We start from the raw sequence: 23121 nt of genomic DNA, 5'->3' as shown, positions 1-23121 counted from the left end.
CCGGGGCCGGATCGTGACGCCCGTCCCCCTCATCGGACTGGCCGGCTGGCGCCTGCCCGGCGACCACGTCGACGCCGTCGAACTGGCCCACCGGGCGGGCGTAGAGGGCCTCCAGCTCGACCTCGGCGGCCCCGGCCGGGGGCCCTGGCTCGACGCGCCGGGCACCGTCGCCCGGATCCTCGACGGCTGCGCCGCCCACGGGGTGCGACCACTCGCCGTCGCGGGCAACACCCTCAACGACATCGGTCTGCACGCCCCGACGGGCAGCCGGGACGCGCTGCGCGCCCGCCGCGTCGTGGTCCGGGTGCTCGACACCGCCGTGGCCCTCGGCGCGCCGCTGGGCTTCGTCCCGAGCTTCCGCCGCAGCGCCATCACCGACCGGCCGGCCCTGGAACGGACGGCCGCCGTACTGGCCTGGGCCGCGGCGGAGGCGCAGGCCCGCGGGCTGCTGCTGGCCAACGAGAACGACCTGGACCCGCGGCGCGCACGCACCCTGGTGGACCTGGTGGCGGCGGCCCCGTTCCGGCTGCTGCTGGACACCTACAACCCGCGGGTGGCCGGGGTCGACGCGGTGGCCCTGATCGAGGCGAACCATCCCTCGATCGCACCCCAGGTCCACCTCAAGGACGGCACCGCCGGCGTCGTCGCCCGGGACCTCCTCGGCGACGGGGACGGCCCGGTCCGGGAGGCCCTCGCCGCCCTCGCCGCGCACGGGTTCACCCCCGAGGCGCTGGTCCTGGAGAACGACTACCGCGACGGCGACCTCACCCGCCTCGCCCTCGACATCGAACGCGCCCGCACGGGCCTGACTCGCACGGACCCGACCCGCACCACTGAGGAGCTGAAGTGCCGAACCTCCCGGCCACCTACGTCACGACCACGCTCCAGGACGGCGTGGTGAGCCTCGGCACCCGCCCCTTCCCACACGACGCGCTCGACGCCGACACCGTCCTGATCAAGCCCGACCACCTCGGCATCTGCCGCGCCGACGCCAAGGAGATCCTCGGCTCGCGTGACGTCCCCGAGGACCGCGGCCCGCTCTTCGGCCACGAACTCGTCGGCACCGTCGCCTTCGCCGGCGCCCGGACCGGCTTCCGGGAGGGCGAACTCGTCACCCTCAACCCCAACATCACCCCCAGCCGTACCACCGGCTTCGCCGAGTACGTCTTCGTCCACGGCACCGAGGCGCAGCTGGACCAGGCCGTCGTACGGGTGCCGGAACCGGACATCCGGGACGACATCTGGATGCCCGAGCCGTTCGCCTGCATCGTGCACGCGCTCCGCAAACTCCTCGAACTCACCGGCCTGGCCGACCTCCAGGGAAAGCGCGTGGCCATCATCGGCGCCGGCTGCGCCGGGCTGACCTTCGCCATGTACGCCCGACACCTGGGCGCGTCCGTCTCGGTCTTCAACCGCGGCGAGCCGCGCCGCGCCTTCGCGCGGCGGCAGGGCATCCTCGCCGACGACGAGATCCACCCCCTCACGGACGCGAAGTCGGAGCACCACCGCGGCCGGTTCGACCTCGTGATCGTGGCGCCCACCGTCGCCACCACCGAACTCCTCGAAACTGCCGCCGACTTGGCCGCCGACGGAGCCGTCCTGTTCGTCTACGGCGGCACCCGCAAGGGGGACAGCTTCCCGGCCGGCCAGGCCGACATCGACACCATCCGCCGCCGGGAACTGATCGAGCCGGTGGAGTACCGGGGGAAGCGGCTCGCCGTCTCGGGTGCCTACGGCTGCCTCCGGGAGGACTACGAGGAGGGCTTCCGCCTGCGCGCGGAACACCCGGACGCCTTCCCCCTGGAGAAGCTGACCTCCCGGCGGATCGACCTGGACGACTTCCCCCGCCAGGTCATGGACATAGCCGCGGAGCAGCAGGACTACCCCGGCAAGGTGATCATCGACGTGGCATCGGCGGCCTGAGCACCCCGCCGCAGCAACTGCCCACCACCCTGCGGCCCGACCGCCAGGGGCACGACCGGCAGCACCCGCACGCCCCCGTCCGGGGCGACCCGGACGAGGGCGTGGGGGAGCGGGGCCTCCGTGAGAGTGGGTCTTCGTGAGAGCGGGGCCGCCGGGGTGCGGTCAGCAGCGGGTGAGGCGCACCGAGAGGCCGGCGTGGGTGTACAGCGGCGTGGCCCGGTACCCGGCGGCGTCGACCGTGACGCTGTCGAACTCGCCCTGCAGCGAGCGCCCGCCGATCACGGGCACCACCACGTCCGGGCCCAGGTCACGGACGTCCGCCGGCCGGATGGCGAGCTGCGCGCCGGGCCTCAGCGTCACCCTGCCGCCGACCTCCAGGGCCGGCGCGCGGTGGTGGTGGAGCGTCACCTCCAGGCGGGCCCCGGCCGACTGCAGGTACGCGCCGCCCACCCGGACCGAACCCCGGTCGGCGTCCAGGCGCAGGGTGGCATCGTGCACCCGGACGTCGCCGCGGCCGAGGGCGTCGCGCGAGGCGGCCGCGAGGACCCCGGCGGCGGCGGTGGGTGTGCGCGGCGGTGGACGGGCTCAGCGGTGGGTGAGCTCAGCGGTGTGTGAAGAGGAAGCCGAGCTTGTCGACCCCGTCGCCGGCGCGGCCGTCGAAGCCGGCGACCTGCCACCCGTCGGGCGCGGTGCGGGTGACGCAGTCGGCGGTGGTCGTGCCGCCGGCCAGCGACCGGCCCAGGCTGGTGGTGAACTTCGCGTAGAAGATGCGGGTGTGGCCGCCGTACGTCCCCTGGCAGAGGGTGGCGGAGCTGACGTACTCGCCGCTGCCGAGGCTGAGCGAGGACGCGGTGCCGCCGGAGCCCCCGTGGGTGAGCGTGGTGCCGTTCCCGAGCGTCAGCTGGACCTGGTCGACCCGGGCGCCCGCCCGCAGGCCGATCGTGGTGGCCTGCGCACCGGCCGGGACCTGGTCGATGTCGTGGTAGAAGTCGCCGTGCGGGCCGCCGAACTGCTCGCTCGCCCGGTAGGCGGGGTTCTGGCTCCAGTCGAAGCCGACGGCGATCGGGTCGTGGTCGGAGAGCATCGCGCCGGCGCCGTCCAGGAAGTCGGCGTGCCTGTTGTGGTACGAGGTCGCGTTGAGCGAGACCAGCGCGCTGCTGCGGTAGAGGACCTTGTCGACCACCTCGCAGGTGTCGGTGATCGCGTTCTGGTCGCACAGCAGCGGGTCGGCGCCGCGTGCCGGCGCCACGCCGCCACGCTCCAACTGCGCCCAGGCGTCGGTGAGTCCGTTGTCGGCGGCGAAGGCGGCGATGGTGTCGTCGGCACGCGTGTAGCGGGTGTTGGTGTCACCCATCACGACCACGGCGTTCCCGGCCGAGTGCGTCCTGACGTAGGAGGTGAGCTGCGCCAGGTTGGCGGCGCGCGCGGCCTCGTCACCGGTGGACGTGCCCGCGTTGGCGTGGAGGTTGTAGACGTCCACGTACACGCCCTCGGCCAGTCGGGCCCGCAGGACGGAGAAACCCTTGGGGGTGAGGCAGTCGCCGGAGTCCAGCTGGCAGTCGTTCCACTTGACGCGCTCGAAGTCGTCGGTGTCGTAGGCGAGACCGGACAGGGTGTTGAGTCCGCTGCCGATGCCCGCGCCGCCGCTGGTGGGTGTGCGGTAGGGGTGGGAGTCGGCGGCGTAGAGCGCGGCGTGGTAGTTGAAGTCCTCCTGGACGTTGACCAGGTCGTACGGGGCCAGGCGGCCGCCGATCGCGGTGGTGCTTGACTGCCGGTCGGTCGAGGCGCTGGAGAGCACCTGGGGAAGCCCGGCGACGTTGTAGGCCAGGAGGGCGAGCGACCCGCCGGCGGTGGCGGAGGGGGCGGAGGGGGCAGCTTGGGCGGCCGGCGCGCTGGTGAGGCCGCCGAGGGCGGCGGCTGCGGCGAGCGCGCCGACGAGCACGGTGCGGGCGAAGGGGCGGCGCGGGCAGGGTTTGAACATCACTGCTCCGATGGGGAGTTCGGCTGTGGGGGATCCGGTGCCCCGGAGCGTATGAGCCGTCCATGTGCGCGTCAACAGTGCCGAATTATCGGCGTCGGCCCTGTGACCTGCGGGTTTCTGTCGCCGTGTCGGATGATCGCGGAAAGGTTCTGTTAGCGTCAACAGAGAATTCTCGCGGGCCCGGGTGGGTCGGCTTGCACGCCGCACGTGGCCATGGCGCCGGATCACGGCGACGGTGTCGGATCACGGCGACGGTGTCGGATGGTTGACGCCGCCCGGTCGTAGAGTACGGACCCGTGACCCCCACCGCCGACCCCACCAGGGCTGAACTCGCCGCCCTGCTCGCCGATGTCCGAGACTCCGCCGGGCGCTTCGTCGCCACACTCGACGGCCTGAGCGGCCCGCAGGCCCGCGGCGTGTCCGCGCTGCCCGGCTGGAACCGCGCCCAGGTCGTCACCCATGTCGCCCGCAGCGCCGATGCGTACCGATGGCTGCTGACGTCGGCTCGGACCGGTGCCGAGCCCGGCCCCCGGGCGGACGCGGCCGCATTGGACCGGGCGCTGCGGGAAGGAGCCGGGCGCGAGGCGGCCGCGCTGGTGGACGATCTCCGGTGCAGCCTCGACCAGTTGCTCGCCGAGGCGGCGGCGATGCCCGCCGACCGCTGGCCCACGCCGGTGTCGGCCCTCGCCGGGTGGCGGCATCCCGCCTGGTTCACCCTCCACCGTGCCTGGCGCGAGCTCGAAACCCACCACGTCGACCTCAACCTCGGCCGCGGCCCGGCCGACTGGCCCGCCGACTACGTCATCTGGGCGCTCGACGCGACCGTCGCCACGCTGGCCGCGCGCGGCTTCCCGGTGGCCCGCTTGGCCGCCACCGACCTCGGGCGCGCCTGGCCGCTCGGGTCGACCGGCCCCGCCGTCACCGGGCCCGGACACGTCCTGCTCGCCTGGCTCGCCGGTCGCGGCCCCGCCCCGGAGGCCGACCCCGGCCACCCGCTGCCGACGCCGCCGGTGTGGCCGCTCCCGCCGGTGCCCGGCTGGGGCTGAGAACGGGCCACTGAGGGGGGGCGGTTTGCTGGGGAGCGCACCGAAGGTGCGTAGGACGGCGATCAGCTCGCGCAGGGGCGAGGGTGGCGGCGGTGACGGCGGTGGCGGCGGTGGCGACGAAATCTGCGGGGAGGCCGTGTACGCCGTCGCAGGCCGGGCAGGCGTGACGTCCGGGCGCGGTTCGGCGCCCGGGAGGACGCACGCCCGGGAACGGGAGAGCAGGAGAGCCGCGCATGGGAACGCCGCCGAACGACCCGGTACCGCCGAACCCCACGCCCGTACCGGGGCCGGGACCGCAGCCCGGCCCCCTGCCCGGGCCGGTCCCCGCTCCCGGCGGCCCGGACCCCGTCCCGCCGGGGCCGCCCCCGCCGGGCCCTGATCCGCAGCCGGCGCCCGCGCCGGGGCCGGACCCGCATCCGCAACCCGGCCCGCTGCCCGGCCCCGGCCCCGTTCCCGCACCGGTCACCTGAGCCGCCGCAGCCCCCGCGCGGGGCAGGCGCCGCAGAAAATCCTGGTCGATCGTGAGGCGGGGGCATGGGGCGACGCCCGACACTGGTCGCGGTGAGCGGCCCGCCCGGGGCGGGCAAGACCACGCTCGCGCACGCCCTCGCCGACGCGCTCGGCTGGCCGGCGGTCTGCCGTGACGAGATCAAGGAACGGCTGGTCGCCGCGGCCGCCGCCGCCGACGACGACGGCGATCGCGCCGCGAACCCGGACCTGAGGACGCTGCACGAGTTCTTCCGCACCATCGGTGAACTCCTCGCGACCGGGCGGAGCCTGGTGGCTGAGGCGGCCTTCCAGGACCGCCTGTGGCGCCCGGGCCTGGAACCGCTCGCTGAGTCGGCCGACCTGCGCGTGGTGCGCTGCGCCGTCGACCCCGAACTCGCCCGCCTGCGGATCATCCGCCGGGCCGCCGCCGTACCCTCGCGCACCGTCCACGCGGATGCCGATCTGCTCCGACGCATCGCGGCGGGGGAGCGGCCGATCGAGGCGTGGGTGCCGATCGCGCTCGACGTCCCCTGCCTGGTGGTGGACACCACCGAGGGGTGGGAGCCGGCTCTGGCGCGGATCGTCGAGTTCGCCGCGGGTACGTCCTGACGCACGCTCCCGGTCCACGCTCGGCGCCCGGTCCACCGTCTGCGGCCGGGCGTTACCCTCGGCGGTATGGACGCGCCCGAAACCGCCGCCGCGCACACGCCGGAGAGCCCGGTGCTCCCGGTGAGTCCCGAGGGTCCGGAAGGCCGGGCGGGCCTGGCGGATCTCGTAGGGCTGCTGCACCGGCGCGGTGCGGTGGTGCTCAGCGGTGCCGGCCTGTCCACCGAGTCCGGCATCCCCGACTACCGCGGGGCCACCGGCCGTCGCCGCACCGGCACCCCGATGACGTACCAGGAGTTCACCGGCAGTGAGAGCGCCCGCCGCCGCTACTGGGCCCGCAGCCACACCGGGTGGCCGGTGTTCGCGCGGGCCCGGCCCAACACCGGCCACCACGCGGTGGAACGGCTGCGCCGCTCGGGGCACGTCACGGCCGTCATCACCCAGAACGTCGACGGCCTGCACCGCGCGGCCGGCACCCGCGAAGCCGTGGAACTGCACGGCGGGCTCGACCGGGTGGTCTGCCTCGACTGCCGGCGCACCAGCTCGCGGGCCGCACTCGACCTCCGCCTGGACGACTTGAACCGGGGCTTCCGCCGCCCCGGGGCGGTCCTGCGCCCGGACGGCGACGCGCAGCTGCCGCCGGAGCTGGTGGCGGGGTTCCGCGTCGCGCCGTGCGCGGACTGCGGCGGCGTGCTCAAGTCGGACGTGGTCTTCTTCGGCGAGAACGTGCCCGCCGCCCGCGTCGAGCGCTGCTACGAACTGGTCGACGCCGCCGAGGCGTTGGTGGTCCTCGGCTCCTCGCTCACGGTCCTGTCGGGCCTGCGCTTCGTCCGCCGCGCTGCCCGTGCCCGCCTGCCCGTCGCCATCGTCAACCAGGGCCCCACCCGCGCCGACGACCTCGCCGCGCTCCGCCTCGACCTCCCCCTGGGCCCCAGCCTGAGCGAGGCGGCCCGGCTGCTGGGCGCAGCCTGAACCCGTCCGTTCGCCGTTTGCCGTTCGTCTGCCGGCGCTCCGGCCCGGCTTCCCTCACCCCGCCGGTTGCCAGGGCCGCCCCGGCACCCAGAGCGGTGCCGCGCCGCCGCGTGGCATGGCGCGGGCCGCGTCCGCCTCCAGCCATCCGGCGACGCGGCGCGGATCGCCTTCGCTCAGCTCCACCAGCGCGGCGGCGGCGATGCGGGTGCAGCCCAGCACCAGCGCGAGGGTGTCCTGGCGGCGGTGCCGCTCCCGGACGTAGGCCTCGCCGCGTTCCTCGATGCGCCGTTCGTGCTCCGGCGCGGCGTCGGCGGCCAGGGCCTGGACGCCGTGCCACACCAGGGTCAGCGCGCAGGGCTCGGCCGGGTGCGTCACGCCGTCCGAGTGGGCCTGCTCGCGGGCCTCCGCCGAGCGGCGGCCCAGCCACTCCAGGGCCGTCGGCTCGTCCCCCGCGCAGGACTGCACGACCAGGTCGGCGGCCCGTCGGACGACCGCCCGCAGCGCGGCCGGCGCCGGCACCCGCAGTCCGGGCGCCGCAGGGTCGTCGAACGCGAGCCAGGCATCCGCGAAGGAGGCCGCCCGAAGGCCTCCCACCCAGGCCGGCGCCGTCCCCGCCGCTCCTGCCGTGCCCGCCGGGCCCAGCCACTCCTGGGCCCCCAGCCGGACCAGTCCGACGGCGACCAGGCACGCCGCGTCCCCGTCCAGCCCCAACAACCGTCCACTGCGCATCACACACACCCCCACCAGCGGTCATCACCCCGTGACCCGGACATCCCACCACACCGGGACGCGAACGAACTAGACAGGGGCACGTCACAAATTGGAGCCGATGCCACACCCTGGGGCGGCACCGGCCGCGTCGGTGGGGCGACCGACCGGGGGACGTTCCGGCGGGCGCGGCGACCGGCTGGAAGTGCCGTTCCGTCAGGAGTGTTCTGCTGGCGGGCAGGTGGCACTCGCCGCCCCGTCGATCAAGGAGAGAGCCCATGCCCCGCCTGCCCGGGTCGCCCCGCCCGCCCGGATCCCCCCGCCTGCCCCGCGTCCGCACGGCCGCCGGCGCCGTTTCGGCGGCGTGCGCAGCCCTCGCCCTGCTGGCCGCGACCCCGGCCGTCGCCGTCGCGCCGCCGCTGTCCAACCCCCGGATCGTCGCCCACTTCGACCTCGCCCAGGGCCGACTGCCCGAGAACATCGCCCTCGAACCGGACGGCTCCGCCGACCTCACCCTGTCCTTCGCCCGGCAGATCGGCCGGATCGACCCCGAGGGCCGGCTCACCGTCCTCGCCACCCTGCCCGCCCCCGCGAACCCCGCCACGCCGCTCGTCGGCGCCGCGATCGTCACCGGCATCGCCCGCGCCCACGACGGCACCCTCTACTTCGGCTACGCCACCGGCACCCCGGACCTGCACGGCATCTGGCGGCTCTGCCCCGGCGGCACCCCCGAGCGGATCGCGGCCCTGCCCGTGACCGGCCTGCCGAACGGACTCGCCCTCGACGAGCGCGACGGCCGCCTCTACACCACCGACTCGGCACTCGGCGTGGTCAACGCCATCCCGACGGACGGCGGCGCCCCCACGACCTGGTCCGACGACGCCCTGCTGAAGCCCACCACCGGATTCGGCGCCAACGGCCTCAAGGTGCACCACGGCGCCGTCTGGGTGAGCAACACCGACACCGGCCACCTGCTGCGCATCCCCATCGGTGACGACGGCGCCGCCGGGCCGGCCGAGGTCCGCGCGAGCGGCCTCGCGGGCATCGACGACTTCGCCTTCACCGGGCACGGCGACGCCCTGATCGCCGCCCTCAACGCGCCGAACGAGGCCGTCTACGTCACGGCCGACGGCAGCCACCACACCGTGCTCACCGCGAGCGACGGCCTGTCCAACCCCACCGCGGTGGCCGTGCGCGGCGAGTCCGTCTACATCCCGAACGCCGCCTACTACACCCGCGCCGACCCGAACCTGCTGCTCGCAGACCTGCAGCGCTGACCTGCGGCGCCGGCTGACGGCGCTGGATCGGCGTGCTCGGCGGCGCGCGTGTCGCCCCGCCGCCCGGTGCGGTGCAACCGGACCGGGCGGCGGGGCCCTGGTGTGCGGGCTCGTCGTGGGTGGGGTGGGGCGTCAGCCGTCGTCGGCTGCCGAGTCGGCGTCGGCCTGGGCCGCTGCGCTGTCGGCTGCGTCGAGCTTGTGCTGCATGTCCTGGACCTGGCCGCTGTCGGCCGTGCCCGAGGCAGGGTGCCCGGTGGGGCCGCAGGCGGTGAGCACGGCGGCCGCGGCGAGGGCGAGGGCGGCGAACGCGGTGCGGGCGGCGGTCGGGCGGCGGATCACTTGGCCGTGCCCTGACCGTGGGCGGCGCACCAGGTGGCGACGGAGCGGAGGTCGTTCTGCCGGGTCTGCAGGGTGGTGACCAGGTTCTTGCGGGCGGTGAGGCGATCGTTGAGGAGCGTCTCGATCTCGGTGTGGCCCGCGGCCTTGGCGTTGGCGGCCCGCTGCTGCAGGCGGGCGACCGACCCGGCCACGGTGGCGTCGCCGCCCAGGCGGGTGAGTGACTTGGTGACGCGCTGCTCGGTCTTCGGCAGCCGCTTGCAGATGGCCTTCGCGCCGTCGCCCGAGGGTGCGGACACGGCGGACGCGGCCGCCGGGGCAGCGGACGGGGAGGCGCTCGGCGCCCCGTCGGCCTGAGCGGGGACGGCGGCGAGCAGCGAGCCGGCGAGGGCGAGGGCGCCGAGGACGGCGGCCCTGCGGCCGACGGACCTGGTGGACGGCGCGGAGGTGGGGGGCATGCGGGTGGCGGACACGGGCGTCCCTTTCTGCCGTGGGCGGTCTCGGGCACCGGGCCCGTTCGGTCGGGCCGATGCGGTCCGGTCGCCGGGAGCGTAGGACGGCTTCTTGTGGATTCCCTGTGGAACGGCGGTCCCGAGCACGGCAGCCCTGGAGGAGCAGCGGCCCGCCGGGGAGCCGCCGCGCTCAGCTCTCCTCGCCCGCGATCCAGTCCCGCCGCACCGGCAGCCGTACGGCTGCGGTCGCTGCGTCGGCGTTCGGGAGCGGCAGGCGGATCTCCACGCGGCAGCCGGTGCCGTCCGGCGGGTCGGTGATCCGGGCGGTGCCCCGGTGCAGCGCGGCCTGCTGGGCGACCAGGGTGAGCCCGAGGCCCGAGCCCGGGCTGTCGCGACGGCGGTGGAAGCGGTGGAAGACGGCTTCGCGTTCGGCCGGCGGGACGCCGGGCCCGGCGTCGTCGACGGTGAGCAGCGCGACCGTGCCGGCCGGGGCCAGCCGGACGGTGATCCGGGCGGGCTCCGGTCCGCCGCGCCCGTGGACGGCGGCGTTGGCCAGGAGGTTGACCAGCATGATCCGTAGCCCGGGCTCCCAGCCGAACACCCTGAGTTCCGGCGGGAGTTCCAGGCTGATCTCGGCTCCGGGGTGTCGGCGCAGGGTGTCGGCGGCGGCCGCGTCGGCGAGTTCGGCGAGGTCGACCGGGCCGAACGAGTCGACCTCGACGAGGTCGCCGCGCGCGAGCGTGCCGAGCGCGGTGAGCAGGTCCAGCAGCCGGGCGTGGTCGTCGCGCAACTCGGCCACGATCTCCGCCCGTTCGGCGCTCGGGAGGTCCTGGTGGGCGGCCAGGACGTCCAGGTTGGTGCGCAGGCTCATCAGCGGGGTCCGCAGCTCGTGCGAGGCGGCGGCCGAGAACGAGCGTGCAGTGTCGAGGGCTTGGGCGGTGCGCAGCGCCTGCTCGTCGTAGCGGGAGAGCAACAGGGCGAGGGCGGTGGCGAGTTCGTCCACTTCGGCGGTTCCGCTGCGGTCCGCCGCGAAGGGGGTGCCGCCGTCGGTGCCGGGGGGTGGAGGGGCCGCCGGGTCGAGTTCGGCCGCCCGGCGGCTGAGCCGGCGCAGCGGTGCGGTGGCGCGCTCGGCGAGGGCGAAGCCGATCAGGGCGGACAGCGGCGCGGCGACCGCAGCGACGAGCAGGACCCGTCGGCGCACCGCCGCCGCCTGGTCGCCGGCCAGGCCGCCGGGCTCGCTGACCCAGAGCGTGCCGCTGCCGCCGGCGGCCCCCGTGCCGGAGACGTGGACGGTCAGCACCCGCCAGGCGGCGCCCCGGTCGCGGACGGTGGCCGGGCTGCCCGGCGCGGTGGGGAACACCCGGTCGTCGGCGGGCTGCGGGCCGACCGACAGCAGGACGGTGCCGTCCTGGGCGGTGACCCGCACGCCCGCGTCCAGGGCGGCGTCCAGCACCTTGCGCTGCTGGTTCTGTTCGGCCTTGGGCCGGCCCCGGGTGTCGGCGGCGACCAGGGCGCGCACGCCCGGCAGGACGGCGGCCGCCCGGTCGGCGAGCCGGGCGTCCTGCTGGTGCCGCAGGTCCCGGCCGACCAGGGGCAGCAGGAGCAGCCCGGCCAGCACCACCAGCAGTGGCACCACGGCGGCGGCCCACAGGGCGATCCTGGTGGAGAGCTTCACGGCGGCCGCTACCCGTTCCCGCCGGGCAGCCGCAGGACGAAGCCGACGCCCCGGACGGTGTGGATCAGCCGGGGACGGCCGTCGGCCTCCAGCTTGCGCCGCAGGTAGCTGACGAAGGTGTCCACGGCATCGCTGCGCACCTCGAAGTCGTACCCCCAGACGCGCTCCAGCAGCAGTTCGCGGGAGAGCACGATGCCCGCGTTCCGGGCGAGTTGGGTGAGGAGTTCGAACTCCCTGCGGGTGAGCCGCAGTTCACGGCCGTCGAGGTGGGCCTGCCGGGTGGCCGGGTCGATGGCCAGCGGGCCGGCCAGGACGCGGTCGGCGGGCTGCGGCGGCCGGCGGCGCAGCAGGGCGCGCAGCCGCAGCACCAACTCCTCCAGGGCGAACGGCTTCACCAGGTAGTCGTCCGCCCCGGCCTGCAGGCCGGCCACCCGGTCGGCGGGCTCGTCCAGGGCCGAGAGCATCAGGACGGGGAGGTCGTCGCCCCGGGCGCGCAGGGCCCGGCAGACCTCGGCGCCGCTGAGGCCGGGCATCGAGACGTCGAGCACCAGGACGTCCGGTGCGGTCGGCGGCGGTGCGGCGTCCGGGGCGGCCGGCAGCAGGCGGGCGAGTGCCGTCTCGCCGTCCTCGGCCAGGGCGACGGCGAAGCCGCTCAGGCGCAGGCCGCGCTCCAGGGTGCGGCGGATCGCCGCGTCGTCGTCCACCACCAGGACGCGGCCACCGCCGCCGGGTGTGCCCGTGCCCCCGGGCCCGTTCCCGTGCATCGGCTCCTCCTCGCGTTCGGGCCGCCGACTCTCTCACACCTGTCGTCCCCGGCCGCTGCGGGGGTGGGGCAGGGGTAATCGCGGCGGGTGGGCGTGGCCGACGTGGCGGGCGCGGTGGACGGGCGCGGGTTCCGTGAAGGGCGGGTGCATACCGGGCGGGGATCGGGGCACGCGGACACCCAGAGGCTCCCGCCGGGTGCGGCGGGCGCCCGGGAGGAGAGGAGGAAACGGTGGGAAGGATCGAGGAGTCGGTCGAGGTGCAGGCCCCCGTCGAGACGGTGTACGAGCGCTGGGTGCGGTGCGAGGAGTTCCCGCAGTACATGCGCGGCGTGGTCAGCGTGGACGTGGAGGGCCCGGGCAGCAGCGCCTGGGTGGTGCAGATCGCGGGCGGCCGGCGCGAGTTCGAGGCGGCGACCACCGAGGTGGTGGCGGGCGAGCGGGTGGCCTGGGACGGCGGGGACGGGCCGGTGCGGCACTCCGGCGTGGTGACCTTCCACCACGTGGACGACCGGACCACCCGGGTGATGCTCCAACTGGAGATCGAACCGCACGGGATCTGGGAGCACTTGGCCGAGGCGCTCGGCTTCGTGGACCGCCGCGTCATCGACGACCTGAACGACTTCAAGCACCACGTGGAGCAGCAGCACGCCGAGAGCGGCCAGGCGCAGAACTGATGTCCCGTCAGGATTGCGGTCAAGCAAGCAGGTCATGGCCCATCGGCACCAGTGAACGACGCACGACGAACCTCTCGGGAAGGGGAACCCGCTCGATGGAACGTCTCACCACCCGGATCGCCATGCGGCTGATGACCGGCGACGAACGCAGCCGGGACCTGGACGTCGAGTGGTGCTACCGGCCCTCCGACCCCTACGCGATCGACCTGGACTTCAGCGACTGCCAGGCGGACACGGTGTGGACGGTCTCGCGCGACCTGCTGACGGCCGGCCTCCACGCGCCCGTGGGCGAGGGTGACGTCCACGTCGCACCGTACGGCGACACCCGGCTGCTCCTCGCGCTCGCGGGCCCGGAGGGCGTGGCCCTGTTGGCGGCCTCCGCCGAGGAGGTCGACCGGTTCGTCACCGCCACCGCCGAGCTCGTCCCGGCCGGGTCCGAGCACACCCGGATCGACTGGGGCGGCGGCCTGGAGGACCTGCTGGCCTCCTGACCCGCCCGACTTCGGCCTCCTGGCCCGCCCGACCGTGGCCCCCGGCTGCGCCCGTCACTCCGCCGCGAGCCGGTCGACGCCGGCGGCGCGGAAGGTGGGCAGGCGCAGTGTGGCGGCGAGCTGCAGGTCGGCGTCGGAGAGCAGCGGGAACGGGATGCACACGTGCTCGGCGAACGCGGCCAGCCGGCCCCGGGTGTCGGGTGCTGACGCCGTAGACCCGCGGACCGCCCTGCTCCTGTCGGCCTTCGCCGGCCTGGTCAGCCCGATATTGCCGGAGTGCTTGACCACCGAGGCCTCGGTGACGCCCAACCGGGCCGCGGTGATCGACGGCGCCGCGTCGTTCAGCGCGGGACCGCCCAGCCCGGCGCCCAGGTCCCGCCGGCTTCGTGGCCGGGCGACGCGGCGGCGAGGTGCGCGCGGAGAGCGGCCAGCGCCGGGGCGGGGTTGTCGCGGTGCCACAGGAGCGAGTGCGGGTAGACGGGCGTCGGGTCGGTCACCGGGATGCGGCGCAGGCCGTGGCCTGCGGGCCAGACGAGGCGGGTCTGCTCGCCGAGGAACGTGGCCAGGGCGGGGGTGTCGGCGACGGTGTCGAGGAGCGCTTCGGAGCCGAAGTCGGGGCCGGTCGGCTCGATGGTGAGGCCGAACTCGGCGACGAGCTCGTCGTAGTAGGCGGCGCACTCGGTGCCGGGGCCGGTGCCGGACGTCCAGATCCGGTGCCCGGCGAGCTGGACCAGGGTGACGGACCGGGCGGACGCCAGCGCGTGGGCGGGGCCGGTGACGAGGTGGAGCGACTCGTCGGATGGTTCGGTGTCTCGGTGTCTCGGTGACCGCGGGCCGTCGCCGGCGGCGGCAGCTACGCGCGAGGGGCGGCCCCCGTGGGGACCGCCCCTGACGCATCATCTGATCGCCGTGCTCACCAGGCAGATGCCTGGGAGTGGCGAACCGCCGCGGTGCTGCTGACGGGCCGGCGCGCATCACCGATGCGCGTCACCGGCCCGCGCATCAGCGGCTCTTGGCCAGCAGTTCGATGATCTCGGCGGTGGTGCCGCGCTCCCCGAGCATCGGGAAGATCCGCTCGATGCTGTTGTGGTGCGCCTCCGGGCTCATGTCGGCCATCGCGTCGGTGGCGAGCGTGACGTGGTAGCCGAGTTCGTGCGCGTTGCGGGCGGTGGACTCGACGCCGATGCTGGTGGCGATGCCGCCGAGCACGACCTGGGTGATGCCGCGACGACGCAGCTGCAGGTCGAGGTCGGTGCCGTAGAAGGCGCCCCAGTTGCGCTTCGTGATCAGGATGTCGCCGGGGTGGCCGCTGAGCTCTTCGACGATCTCGTCCCAGCCGGTCGGCATGGGACCGGTGTAGGTCGGTGCGTCCTTGCGGCCGGGCGTGCTGTCCGCCCGGTCCTCGGACTCGGTGACGCGGACGAGGACGACCGTGGCGCCGTGCTCGCGGAACGCCCCCGCGAGTTCGGACGCGCGGGCCACGATGTCGGCACCGGTGTGCGGCACACAGGGTGCGCCGACGGTGGCCTTCTGCACGTCGATGAGTACGAGAGCAGTTCCCTCGTCGAGCTTGGTGACCGGCACGTTGCGCCCTTCCAGTTTTTGGTACTCGCGTCGTCGGCGCCGCGCCACGGACCGTGGCTGGAACGATTCCGCGACGGGCGCACAACCGGAGGTTGTGCGGCGACGGGAACTGGAGCCATGAATTCCGCTGAGGTGCGCGCGTTCGGGACGGAGTGGAGACGATTTCGGAATGCGGCCGACCGGCCCGTGACCGGGCAGTACGACCGGGTCGCCACCGGACCCGTCAGGCAGGTCCTCACCTGGTGGCGCACGAAACCCTACCGTTCCCCGGTGGCGCACGAAACCCTACCGTTTCCGGAAGCGTGCGAGAAATGCGCAGAGGTGCGGTGCGCACGGGGTGCGGGCGGTTGTCCGGCAATTCGGCGATGCTTTCCGGCCAGAAATGCTTCGATGGGCGGAACCACGGGCACTGCGCGGCGGAACCCACTACGATGCGCGCTCTCCCGGGGCTGCTCGGACCCTTCGAGTCGGGAAAGCCACCCGCGGTCCGGGGGCGGCCGGCCGTCAGCGTGCCCAGGCGGGGGTCCACAGGCCGTCGCGGGCCGTCTTCCGGTACCTGGCGTGGAGGTGGTCGAGGAAGTTCGCGAGGACGGGGTGCGGATTGTCCGTCCGCCAGATCACCGACAGGGGGTAGACGGGGGTCGGGTCGACGATGGGGATCCGGCAGAGGTGGTAGCTCTCCGGCCACAGGTACCGCGAGCCTTCGCCGACGAGGGTGGCGAGCCGGTTCGAGCGGGCGATCTCGGTGAGGAGCACCTCGACGCCGAAGCTCGGCCCTATCGTGTCGATGGTCAGCCCGAACGCGTTCGCCAGGTCCTCGTAGTAGCCCATCGGTTCGGCGTCGGCGATGCCGGGCATCCAGATGAGGTGGTCGGTGAGCTCGGCCGGGGTCACCGTCCCGGCGTTCGCCAACGGGTGCCGCGGGCCGACCAGGAGTTCGTGCCGGTCGTCGATGACGCGCGCGGACCGGAGCCCCTCGGGGACGGCGCCGGCCGAGGCCCGGAGGGACCTGAACGTGGCGTCCAGCGTTCCGGCGCTGATCTCCGCCAGTGCCGACGCGGCGTCGGCGTTGGTCAGGGTGACGACGTCGAGCTGGATGCCGGGATGCTGCTGGTAGAAGTCGTGGAGGATGTTGGACGGCGCGATCCGGCGGCCGACGACGTCGATCCGCAGCGGCCTGCGCCCCGGGGTCACGGCCGCCGTCAGGCGCTCGGCCGCCCGGAGCAGTTCGCGTGCGTGGGGTAGCAGCGCCTCCCCGTCGACGGTGAGCCGCACGCCTCGGGCGATCCGGCTGAAGAGCTGTACGCCGAGCTCCCGCTCGAGGCTCGCCACGCGTTTCGAGGCCCCCTGCTGGGTGATCCCCAGATCGTCGGCAGCGGCCTGCAACTGGCCGGCGTCGGCAACGGCGACGAAGGTGCGAACGGCGTTGAGATCCACGGGACGAACCTATCGGCCCGGGGGGTGGCCGCGCGGCGCGCCACTCGCCCGGCCACCCCCGGTGGCGCCGCCGGTGGCGCCACCGTCCGGGAGGCGACCGGACGGCGGGCGGCGGAACGAAACGGCCCCGGTATTCTGCGCCAGCCGGTGGCGGGACGGCGCGGAAACCGTGCCGGGAATGCGTCCGATTCGTGTGGTGCGGGACGGGGGCGGCGAACGGATTCGGCGCCCGGCTATTCCCCGATTTCCGCGGGGTGGACGAAGGTCCACTAGGCATCCGGCGCGCCCGGCTGTTAAAAACAGTACTCAATTTCAAGAAAAGCGGTATTCGAAGGGAAGCTGATGACCAAAGTGACGCCTCCGGACGCACCCTTCACTGTCGATGAACAACACGTCACCGACTTCCGGGAACACGGATTCACCCGGATTCCGGGCCTGATCCCCGCGGACGAAGTGGCGCGGTGGCGCGAGATCGCGCTGGACACGATCGAGGAGGACGGCCGGCGGGCCGGCATGGGCGGCGGCCGCACCAAGCTCAGGACCACCTCCGACCCGTGGTGGAAGCACGACACCATGACCGGCCTCGTGCGCCACCCCCGGGTCGCCGCGGCGGCCGAGCAGCTGGCCGGCACCCCGATGCGGGTGTGGAGCGGGCAGGCGTACGCCAAGCACCCGCACGACGAGGTGCCCACCATCTGGCACGAGGACCTCACGCTCACGCCGCTCGAAGCGGCGATGAACGTGAACGCCTGGGTCGCCCTGGTCGACGTGCCGGTCGAGCGCGGCTGTCTGATCTTCCTGCCCGACTCGCACAAGCGCCCGGAGCCGCACCGGGCCGAGATGTCGGTGGTGAAGAGTCACGCGACGACCTACATGTTCAACGAGTGGCCGGAACTCGAGTGGTACCCGCGCGTCACGGTGCCGATGCGCGCCGGGGACGTCACCTTCCACCAGAGCACCCTCGGGCACGGGAGCCACGGCAACCAGTCCGACGGGGTCCGGCTGGCCTTCATCATCTCCTACACCGGGGCGTCGGCCGTCTACCAGCCGCGTCCGGGCCACCAGCGCATGGACGAGGACCTGGTGCCCGGCCAGCAGCTGCCCGACGACCGCTACCCGCGGGTCGCCGACCTGCTGGCGGAGGCGCCGCGGCGATGACTGCGGTGACCGCGCACATCGGCATGTCCCTCGACGGATTCGCCGCGGGGCCCGACCAGAGCCCGCAGCACCCCGTCGGTGTGGGCGGGATGCGCCTGCACCAGTGGCTGCTCGGCACCCGCGCGTGGTACGAGCACCGGGGCCTGGCGGGCGGCGAGGAGTCGGCCGACTCCGAGGTGCTCGCCGAGGCCATGCACGGCATCGGCGCCTACATCATGGGCCGGCGGATGTTCGGCGGCGGTGAGGGCCCGTGGGACCTCTCCTGGCGGGGCTGGTGGGGTGAGGAGCCGGCGTTCCACGTGCCGGTGTTCGTGCTCACCCACCACCCGCGGGAGCCGTTGGAGCTGAAGGGCGGCACCACGTTCACCTTCGTCACCGACGGCATCGAGTCCGCACTCGCGCAGGCCCGGGAAGCCGCCGCCGGCCGGGACGTCTCACTCGCGGGCGGGGCGAAGGTGGTGCAGCAGTACCTCGCCGCCGGTCTGCTCGACGAGTTGACCATCCACCTCCGGCCGATCCTGCTGGGCTCCGGTGAGCGCCTGCTGGAGAACGCCGGGGATCCGGTCCTCGAACCGCGGAAGGTGGTCCCGACCGGCCTGGCCACGCACATCACCTACCGGGTCGTCCGCTGACGCCGGTGCCTCAGGAGGCGGACAGCTGCGCCTGAGGCACCGGCTCCGGCCGGACGTCCGGCAACGGCTCCGTACGGTCGGCCCGGGGAAGCAGCAGCGGGGTCGCCAGGACGGCGAGCCCGGCGACGGCGACCGCGACCCGCGGGCCCGTGAAGCCGGCCAGCACGCCCCACAGGACGGTCACGGCCGCGGTGCTGGCCTTGCCCGCGACCGCCCAGGCGGACAACGTGCGGGCGACCATGCCCGTCGGGATCTGGTTGAGGCGATGGGTGGCCAGCACCGGGCTGAACACGGCACAGCAGGTGATCAGCCCGAACTCGGCCGCCATGACGAGCAGCAGACCGGGCACGCCGGGGCGGACGAAGACCAGCCCGACCAGCCAGCACGTGCGCACCGTCCCCGCCACGAGCATCACCCGGTGCGGCCCGAAGCGCGGGACGAGCCGGCGGGCCAGCCGTGAGCCGAGCAGGCCGCCCAGGCACGGTGCCGCGAACGCGAGACCGTACTGCCACGGCGCGAAGCCGAGCTCGCCGAGCATGACGACCGCCATCAGCGGTGAGACCGCCATGATCAGGCCGTTGAACAGCAGCACGTTGAAGAACAGCCGACGCAGCGACGGGTGGGCCAGGATGTAGCGCCAACCCGCGAGGACGTCGGCTGCGCGCATTCGCCGTCCCGGGGCCCGAGCCGGCTGCGGCTCCGCTCCCATGGCCCGGATCCCCACGGCCGAGAGCACGAAGCTGACCGCGTTGGCCAGGATGGTCACGACCGGGCCGACCAGCCCGATCGCCGCACCGCCGATGGGTGGTCCGAGCATGGTGGCCGTCCAGGTCGTGGACTCGAACCGGCCGTTGGCCACCAGGAGGTCGTCGCGGGGCACGAGCGACTTCAGGCGCGCGCCGCTCGCCGCGGTGAACGTGATGTCGGCCGCCCCGACCACCATCGACACGACGAGCAGCTGGGTCAGGCCGAGCAGGCCGAGTGCGTACGCCGCCGGAACGGTCAGCAGCGCCCCGAAGCGGACCAGGTCCATGGCGATCATGACGGGCTGCTTGCGCTGGAACTCCACCCACGGGCCGAGCGGCAGCGCGATCACCGCGCCCACCGCCGGCCCCACGGCCGCCAGCGCCGAGACCTCTCCCGGCTCGGCGTGCAGCGCCCGGATCGCGATGATCGGAAAGGCGTCGAAGGCGAGCCACGTACCGAACGTGCTCACCGCGTACGCCGCCCACAGCCACCCGAACTGCCGCCGCAGCGTTTGTTCGCCCCGCATGCCGTACCCGCTCTGTTCCCTCGGACGCTCCCGCTCCTGACCAGGGGGGATCCAAGCCGACGATCGGTGGCAGGGTCAAACAACCGGCCCCCGGCTGATCCACAACCGACGGTTGTGGATCAGCCGGGGGGCCGACCGTCAGAGCGTGCGCAGCCAGGCGTCCACGGTCCGCGCGGTGCTCTCGGCGTGCTCCGAGACGATCGTGAAGTGGTCGCCCGGGACCTCCAGGTCCGTGTCGCACTCGGCCCACCCGGGGCCCCAGTCGCAGTCCGGCAGCGGCTTCCCGTCGGCGTCGGGCAGCGCGTCGGCGGCACGCAGGAAGAGCGTCGGCACATCGGAGCGTTGTGGCTCCCAGGTGCCGAACACCGAGAAGTAGCCGCCCATGGCGGTCAGCGACACGTGGTCGGTCGACACGAGTTCGCTGCGCCGGGCGAAGAGCCCGTGGGTGAAGGCCTGGTTGAGCCTGGGGTTCATCTCCCGGGGCAGGTAGGTGTCCAGCAGCACGACCCCGCTCGGCGGCGAGTCCGTCCCCGCCAGGCGGAGGGCCACCTCGTGGGCGATCCAGCCGCCCGACGAGTAACCCAGCAGGGCGTACGGCGCCCCGGCGGCCTGTTCGAGCACGGCCTGCGCCTGCACCTCGACGAGGGCGGCCACCTCGGCCGGCAGCTTCTCGCCTGGCACGAACCCGGGCTCGGGCAGGACGACGGTGCTCCGGCTGTCGCGGAGCGCGGCGGCGAACCGCGCGTACTGGTGCGCTCCCGACATCGCCACCACCGCGGGGAAACAGAGCAGCATCGGCTCGGCCGACCCGCGGGACAGCGGTACCGGGTGGGGGCGCCGGCCGAGTTCGTCCGGCGTCCGGAAGGCGGGCCGGAAACGCGCCGCCAAACTCACCAGTTCGATGCCCTCTTCTATCCTTCCCTGTTCACACGCCTGGGTGAACAATGCGCCGAGAGTGTCCTCCGCATCGCCGGATTCCGGTGCTGCCGAACCGAATTCGGCGGACAGGAACCGCACGAGATCCGGCGCGGTCGGCTGGTCGAAGACCAGGCCGGCCGGCAGGCGCAATCCGGTCGCCTGTTCCAGCCGGTTCCGCAGATCGACCGCGGTCAGTGAGTCGAATCCGAGTTCGGAGAACGCGAGCCCGTCGTCGAGCGTGTCCGCCGAGGAATGGCCGAGCACCGTGGCCACCTCCCGGCGGACCAGGTCCAGGAGCTGACGGTCGCGCTCGTCCCCGGACAGCTGCTGGAACCGGGATGACGGATCCCGGTCGGCCCGGTGCGCGTCCTTCGCGGGCGGGCGGACCAGACCGTGCCAGATCGGCGGCACCTGGTGCCGCCGCGCTGCCGCGCCCAGCGCGGCGAGGTCCGCGCGCACCGGCACCAGCAGTGGTTCGGGCCGGGTGAGGGCCACGTCGAACAGCGCCAGTGCCTCCTCGGCACCCAGCGGCACCACACCGGCGCGTTCGAGCCGCCGACGACCGGCGGACATGCCGACCTCGGTGGTCCAGGGGCCCCAGGCCAGGGACAGCGCGGGGAGACCACGAGCGGCCCGGTGCGCGGCGAGCGCGTCCAGCGCGCTGTTCGCCGCGGCGTAGGCCGCCTGTCCCGCCGAGCCGAGGATTCCCGCGATGGACGAGAAGAGCACCAGGAGCGTCGTGTCCCCGGTGAGCTCGTGCAGGTGCCACGCACCGTCGAGCTTCGGGCGCAGGACGCGGGAGAGCTGCTCGTCGGTCAACGACTCGACGACACCGTCGTCAAGCACACCGGCGGCGTGCACGACGGTGCGCACCGACCGGGACGACAGCAGCGCGGCGACCTGGTCCCGCTCGGCGACGTCGCAGGCGGCCACCTCCACGGTGGCCCCCGCGCTCTCCAACTCGGCGCGGAGTTCCGCCATTTCGCCGCTGCGGCTGACCAACAGCAGGTCGCGGACCCGGTGGCGGTCGACGAGGTGGTGGGCGACCAGCCGGCCGAGGGCTCCGGAGGCCCCGGTGACCATGACCGTGCCGGCCGACAGGTCCACCGCGGCCGGGTCGGACGCGGAGAGGGCGGCGAACCGGGGCACCTTCGCGACACCGTCGCGAAGGCTGAGGTGCACCTCCCCGGAGGCCAGCGCCGCGGCGAGCACCCGGGGGTCGATCCGGTCCGTGCCGGCGTCGATGTCCACGACCGCCAGCCTGCCCGGGTGCTCGGCCTGAGCGGCCCGGACGAGGCCGGCGAGGGCGGCCGCGACCGGATCCGTCGCGGCGTTCCGGGTGACCAGCACGAGACGCGTCGCGGTGAAGCGCCGGTCGACGAGCCAGGTCCTGAGGACCGCCAGGACGCGCGAGGCCAGTTGGGCGGTGGCCGCCGGCACGTCCGCGCCGGCCGGTGCCGACGGTGCGAGGAACACCGCATCGGGCGTGGTGCCGGAGGCGGCCGCGGCCGCGGCGAGACCGTCGAGGTCGGAGTGGGCCTCGATCCGGCCGCCGGCGCCCTGCAGCAGGGACGTCAGCCCGATCTCGTCCTCACCGAGCATCACCCACCAGGACGGCGGGGCCTCGCCCGAGGACGGGAGGTCCTGCCACCGCACGTCGAGCAGCGAGCGCGGAACGGCCGTCGACGGCTGATCCGCCGGCATGCCGCGGAGGGTGAGGGCGTCCACGCTGCCGATGCCGCGGCCGCTGCCGTCGAACAACCGCAGCGTGACGGTGTCGGGGCCGACGACCGCCAGCCGTACCCGCAGGGTCGTCGGGCCGGAGGCACCGGAAGAGCCGGCGGAGTCGGACTGCACGCCGCGCCAGGCGAACGGCAGCCGCGGACCGGTCTCGCCCGCCTCCACGAGACCACCGAAGCCGATGGCGTGCAGGGCGGCGTCCAGCAGCGCGGGGTGCAGCACGTACCCGGTCACGTCGGTGCCCTCGGGCAGGGCCGTTTCCACGAACAACTCACCCGGTCGCGACCAGGCGCGGCGCAGGCCCTGGAACACGGGGCCGTAGTCCAACCCGTGGGCCGCCAGTGTGGGATAGACCGGTGCGAGGTCGAGTGGCTGCGCGCCCGGCGGGGGCCACTCACCGGAACCGTCGGACGCGGAGGACGCGGACGGCGCGGAGGGCGCGGAGGGCGCGGACGGAGCGGCGAGGACGGCCCGGGCGTTCCGGATCCACGCGCTGTCGGGGTCCGAGCCGCGACTGTGCACGCGAACCGTCCGGCGGCCCGCCTCGTCGGGCGGCTCGACGGTCATACGGACGTCGACCGGGGCGTCCGGTGGAATCACCAGCGGCGCTTCCAGCGTCAGATCGTCCAGTTGGGACAGCCCGCACTCCTGGCCCGCCCGCAGGAGGAGGTCGACGTACGCCGTACCCGGCAGGACCATCCGGCCCGCGACGACGTGGTCGGCCAGCCAGGGATGCGCGTCGGCACCGATGCGACCGAGGTACGTCAGCCCGCCCGACTCCGGATCAGTGATGAGCGACGTCACCAGAGCGTGTCCGCTGCTGTCGAGACCCGTGGTGTCGGGCGTGGCGGGCCCGGTGCCACGGTTGTCGAGCCAGTAGCGGGTGTGTTGGAAGGGGTAGGTGGGGAGGGGGGTGGGTTGGGGTTTGGTGTGGTGGTAGTAGGTGTGCCAGTTGGGTGGGGTGCCGTGGGTGGTGAGGTGGGCG

The 23121-nt window shown here is 74.3% G+C and carries 22 protein-coding genes and 1 pseudogene; 10 read left to right on the top strand and 13 right to left on the bottom strand.

The genetic code is table 11. From position 1 onward, the window contains the following. Positions 1-13 precede the first annotated feature (13 nt). Positions 14-901: a sugar phosphate isomerase/epimerase family protein gene (locus AC0B61_RS20945; protein ID WP_471742217.1), complete on the top strand. Its 888-nt coding sequence runs from the start codon at positions 14-16 to the stop codon at positions 899-901. Then, positions 847-1923 (top strand): alcohol dehydrogenase catalytic domain-containing protein, encoded by a 1077-nt coding sequence (locus AC0B61_RS20940; RefSeq protein WP_471742216.1) that lies wholly within the window; start codon positions 847-849, stop codon positions 1921-1923. The genes AC0B61_RS20945 and AC0B61_RS20940 overlap by 55 nt, the downstream gene beginning before the upstream one ends. 162 nt (positions 1924-2085) lie before the next feature. Here AC0B61_RS20940 and AC0B61_RS20935 read toward each other — a convergent pair whose 3' ends face one another. Next, positions 2086-2421 carry a hypothetical protein gene (locus AC0B61_RS20935; protein ID WP_471742215.1) on the bottom strand — a complete coding sequence of 112 codons (336 nt, stop codon included), beginning with the start codon at positions 2419-2421 and terminating at the stop codon, positions 2086-2088. Positions 2422-2524: 103 nt separating this feature from the next. Further along, a complete protein-coding gene (locus AC0B61_RS20930) occupies positions 2525-3904 on the bottom strand; it encodes a jacalin-like lectin (RefSeq protein ID WP_471742214.1) in 1380 nt (459 codons plus the stop codon). Positions 3905-4200: 296 nt separating this feature from the next. Here AC0B61_RS20930 and AC0B61_RS20925 point away from each other — a divergent pair, with 296 nt between their 5' ends. From AC0B61_RS20925 to AC0B61_RS20915, 3 genes are all read left to right on the top strand, one after another. Beyond that, positions 4201-4950, top strand: a complete 750-nt coding sequence (locus tag AC0B61_RS20925; protein WP_471742213.1) for a maleylpyruvate isomerase family mycothiol-dependent enzyme — start codon at positions 4201-4203, stop codon at positions 4948-4950. A gap of 534 nt (positions 4951-5484) precedes the next feature. Next, complete coding sequence (locus AC0B61_RS20920) at positions 5485-6048, top strand: P-loop nucleotide/nucleoside kinase family protein (protein WP_471742212.1); 564 nt, start codon at positions 5485-5487, stop codon at positions 6046-6048. 66 nt (positions 6049-6114) lie between these two features. Then, positions 6115-7017, top strand: coding sequence for an NAD-dependent protein deacetylase (locus tag AC0B61_RS20915; protein ID WP_471742211.1), 903 nt, complete (start codon positions 6115-6117; stop codon positions 7015-7017). A 54-nt stretch (positions 7018-7071) separates the two neighbouring features. Here AC0B61_RS20915 and AC0B61_RS20910 read toward each other — a convergent pair whose 3' ends face one another. Further along, positions 7072-7746 (bottom strand): hypothetical protein, encoded by a 675-nt coding sequence (locus tag AC0B61_RS20910; RefSeq protein WP_471742210.1) that lies wholly within the window; start codon positions 7744-7746, stop codon positions 7072-7074. Positions 7747-8003: 257 nt separating this feature from the next. Between AC0B61_RS20910 and AC0B61_RS20905 the strand changes: the two genes are divergently transcribed. Next, entirely contained in the window at positions 8004-9002 is a 999-nt protein-coding gene (locus tag AC0B61_RS20905; RefSeq protein WP_471742209.1) for an NHL repeat-containing protein, read from the top strand. A gap of 132 nt (positions 9003-9134) precedes the next feature. Here the strand turns inward: AC0B61_RS20905 and AC0B61_RS20900 are convergent, their stop codons facing one another. From AC0B61_RS20900 to AC0B61_RS20885, 4 genes are all read right to left on the bottom strand, one after another. Further along, entirely contained in the window at positions 9135-9341 is a 207-nt protein-coding gene (locus AC0B61_RS20900; protein ID WP_471742208.1) for a hypothetical protein, read from the bottom strand. Continuing rightward, a complete protein-coding gene (locus AC0B61_RS20895) occupies positions 9338-9811 on the bottom strand; it encodes a hypothetical protein (protein WP_471742207.1) in 474 nt (157 codons plus the stop codon). Before AC0B61_RS20895 ends, AC0B61_RS20900 begins: the two co-directional genes overlap by 4 nt. Positions 9812-9980: 169 nt before the next feature. Continuing rightward, positions 9981-11465 carry a sensor histidine kinase gene (locus AC0B61_RS20890; protein WP_471742206.1) on the bottom strand — a complete coding sequence of 495 codons (1485 nt, stop codon included), beginning with the start codon at positions 11463-11465 and terminating at the stop codon, positions 9981-9983. 8 nt (positions 11466-11473) lie between these two features. Beyond that, positions 11474-12229, bottom strand: a complete 756-nt coding sequence (locus AC0B61_RS20885; protein ID WP_471742205.1) for a response regulator transcription factor — start codon at positions 12227-12229, stop codon at positions 11474-11476. A gap of 230 nt (positions 12230-12459) precedes the next feature. On the opposite strand from AC0B61_RS20885, the gene AC0B61_RS20880 reads away from it, so the two are divergent. Then, complete coding sequence (locus AC0B61_RS20880; protein ID WP_471742204.1) at positions 12460-12903, top strand: SRPBCC family protein; 444 nt, start codon at positions 12460-12462, stop codon at positions 12901-12903. Between the two features lie 95 nt (positions 12904-12998). Further along, positions 12999-13394 carry an SsgA family sporulation/cell division regulator gene (locus AC0B61_RS20875; RefSeq protein WP_471742203.1) on the top strand — a complete coding sequence of 132 codons (396 nt, stop codon included), beginning with the start codon at positions 12999-13001 and terminating at the stop codon, positions 13392-13394. A 54-nt stretch (positions 13395-13448) separates the two neighbouring features. On the opposite strand, the gene AC0B61_RS20870 is transcribed toward AC0B61_RS20875, so the two are convergent. The 4 genes and pseudogenes from AC0B61_RS20870 to AC0B61_RS20855 form a co-directional block, all read right to left on the bottom strand. Beyond that, positions 13449-13703, bottom strand: a complete 255-nt coding sequence (locus AC0B61_RS20870; RefSeq protein WP_471742202.1) for a hypothetical protein — start codon at positions 13701-13703, stop codon at positions 13449-13451. 32 nt (positions 13704-13735) lie between these two features. Continuing rightward, positions 13736-14191 (bottom strand): annotated as a pseudogene (locus AC0B61_RS20865) (LysR substrate-binding domain-containing protein); the annotation flags it as partial. A 205-nt stretch (positions 14192-14396) separates the two neighbouring features. Beyond that, positions 14397-14978 carry an isochorismatase family protein gene (locus tag AC0B61_RS20860; protein ID WP_471742201.1) on the bottom strand — a complete coding sequence of 194 codons (582 nt, stop codon included), beginning with the start codon at positions 14976-14978 and terminating at the stop codon, positions 14397-14399. A gap of 504 nt (positions 14979-15482) precedes the next feature. After that, positions 15483-16415, bottom strand: coding sequence for a LysR family transcriptional regulator (locus AC0B61_RS20855; protein WP_471742200.1), 933 nt, complete (start codon positions 16413-16415; stop codon positions 15483-15485). A gap of 342 nt (positions 16416-16757) precedes the next feature. On the opposite strand from AC0B61_RS20855, the gene AC0B61_RS20850 reads away from it, so the two are divergent. Next, positions 16758-17573, top strand: a complete 816-nt coding sequence (locus AC0B61_RS20850) for a phytanoyl-CoA dioxygenase family protein (RefSeq protein ID WP_471742199.1) — start codon at positions 16758-16760, stop codon at positions 17571-17573. Then, positions 17570-18205, top strand: coding sequence for a dihydrofolate reductase family protein (locus tag AC0B61_RS20845; protein WP_471742198.1), 636 nt, complete (start codon positions 17570-17572; stop codon positions 18203-18205). The genes AC0B61_RS20850 and AC0B61_RS20845 overlap by 4 nt, the downstream gene beginning before the upstream one ends. Positions 18206-18215: 10 nt before the next feature. On the opposite strand, the gene AC0B61_RS20840 is transcribed toward AC0B61_RS20845, so the two are convergent. Both AC0B61_RS20840 and AC0B61_RS20835 read right to left on the bottom strand, forming a co-directional pair. Next, positions 18216-19478 carry an MFS transporter gene (locus AC0B61_RS20840; RefSeq protein WP_471742197.1) on the bottom strand — a complete coding sequence of 421 codons (1263 nt, stop codon included), beginning with the start codon at positions 19476-19478 and terminating at the stop codon, positions 18216-18218. 138 nt (positions 19479-19616) lie between these two features. Continuing rightward, on the bottom strand, positions 19617-23121 hold a 3505-nt coding region (locus AC0B61_RS20835; RefSeq protein WP_471742196.1), incomplete at its 5' end, for a type I polyketide synthase.

Source organism: Kitasatospora sp. NPDC023385, from assembly GCF_055664045.1.
The sequence above is the reverse complement of the archived record's forward strand: the minus strand, read 5'-3'. Positions and strand labels throughout refer to the sequence as shown.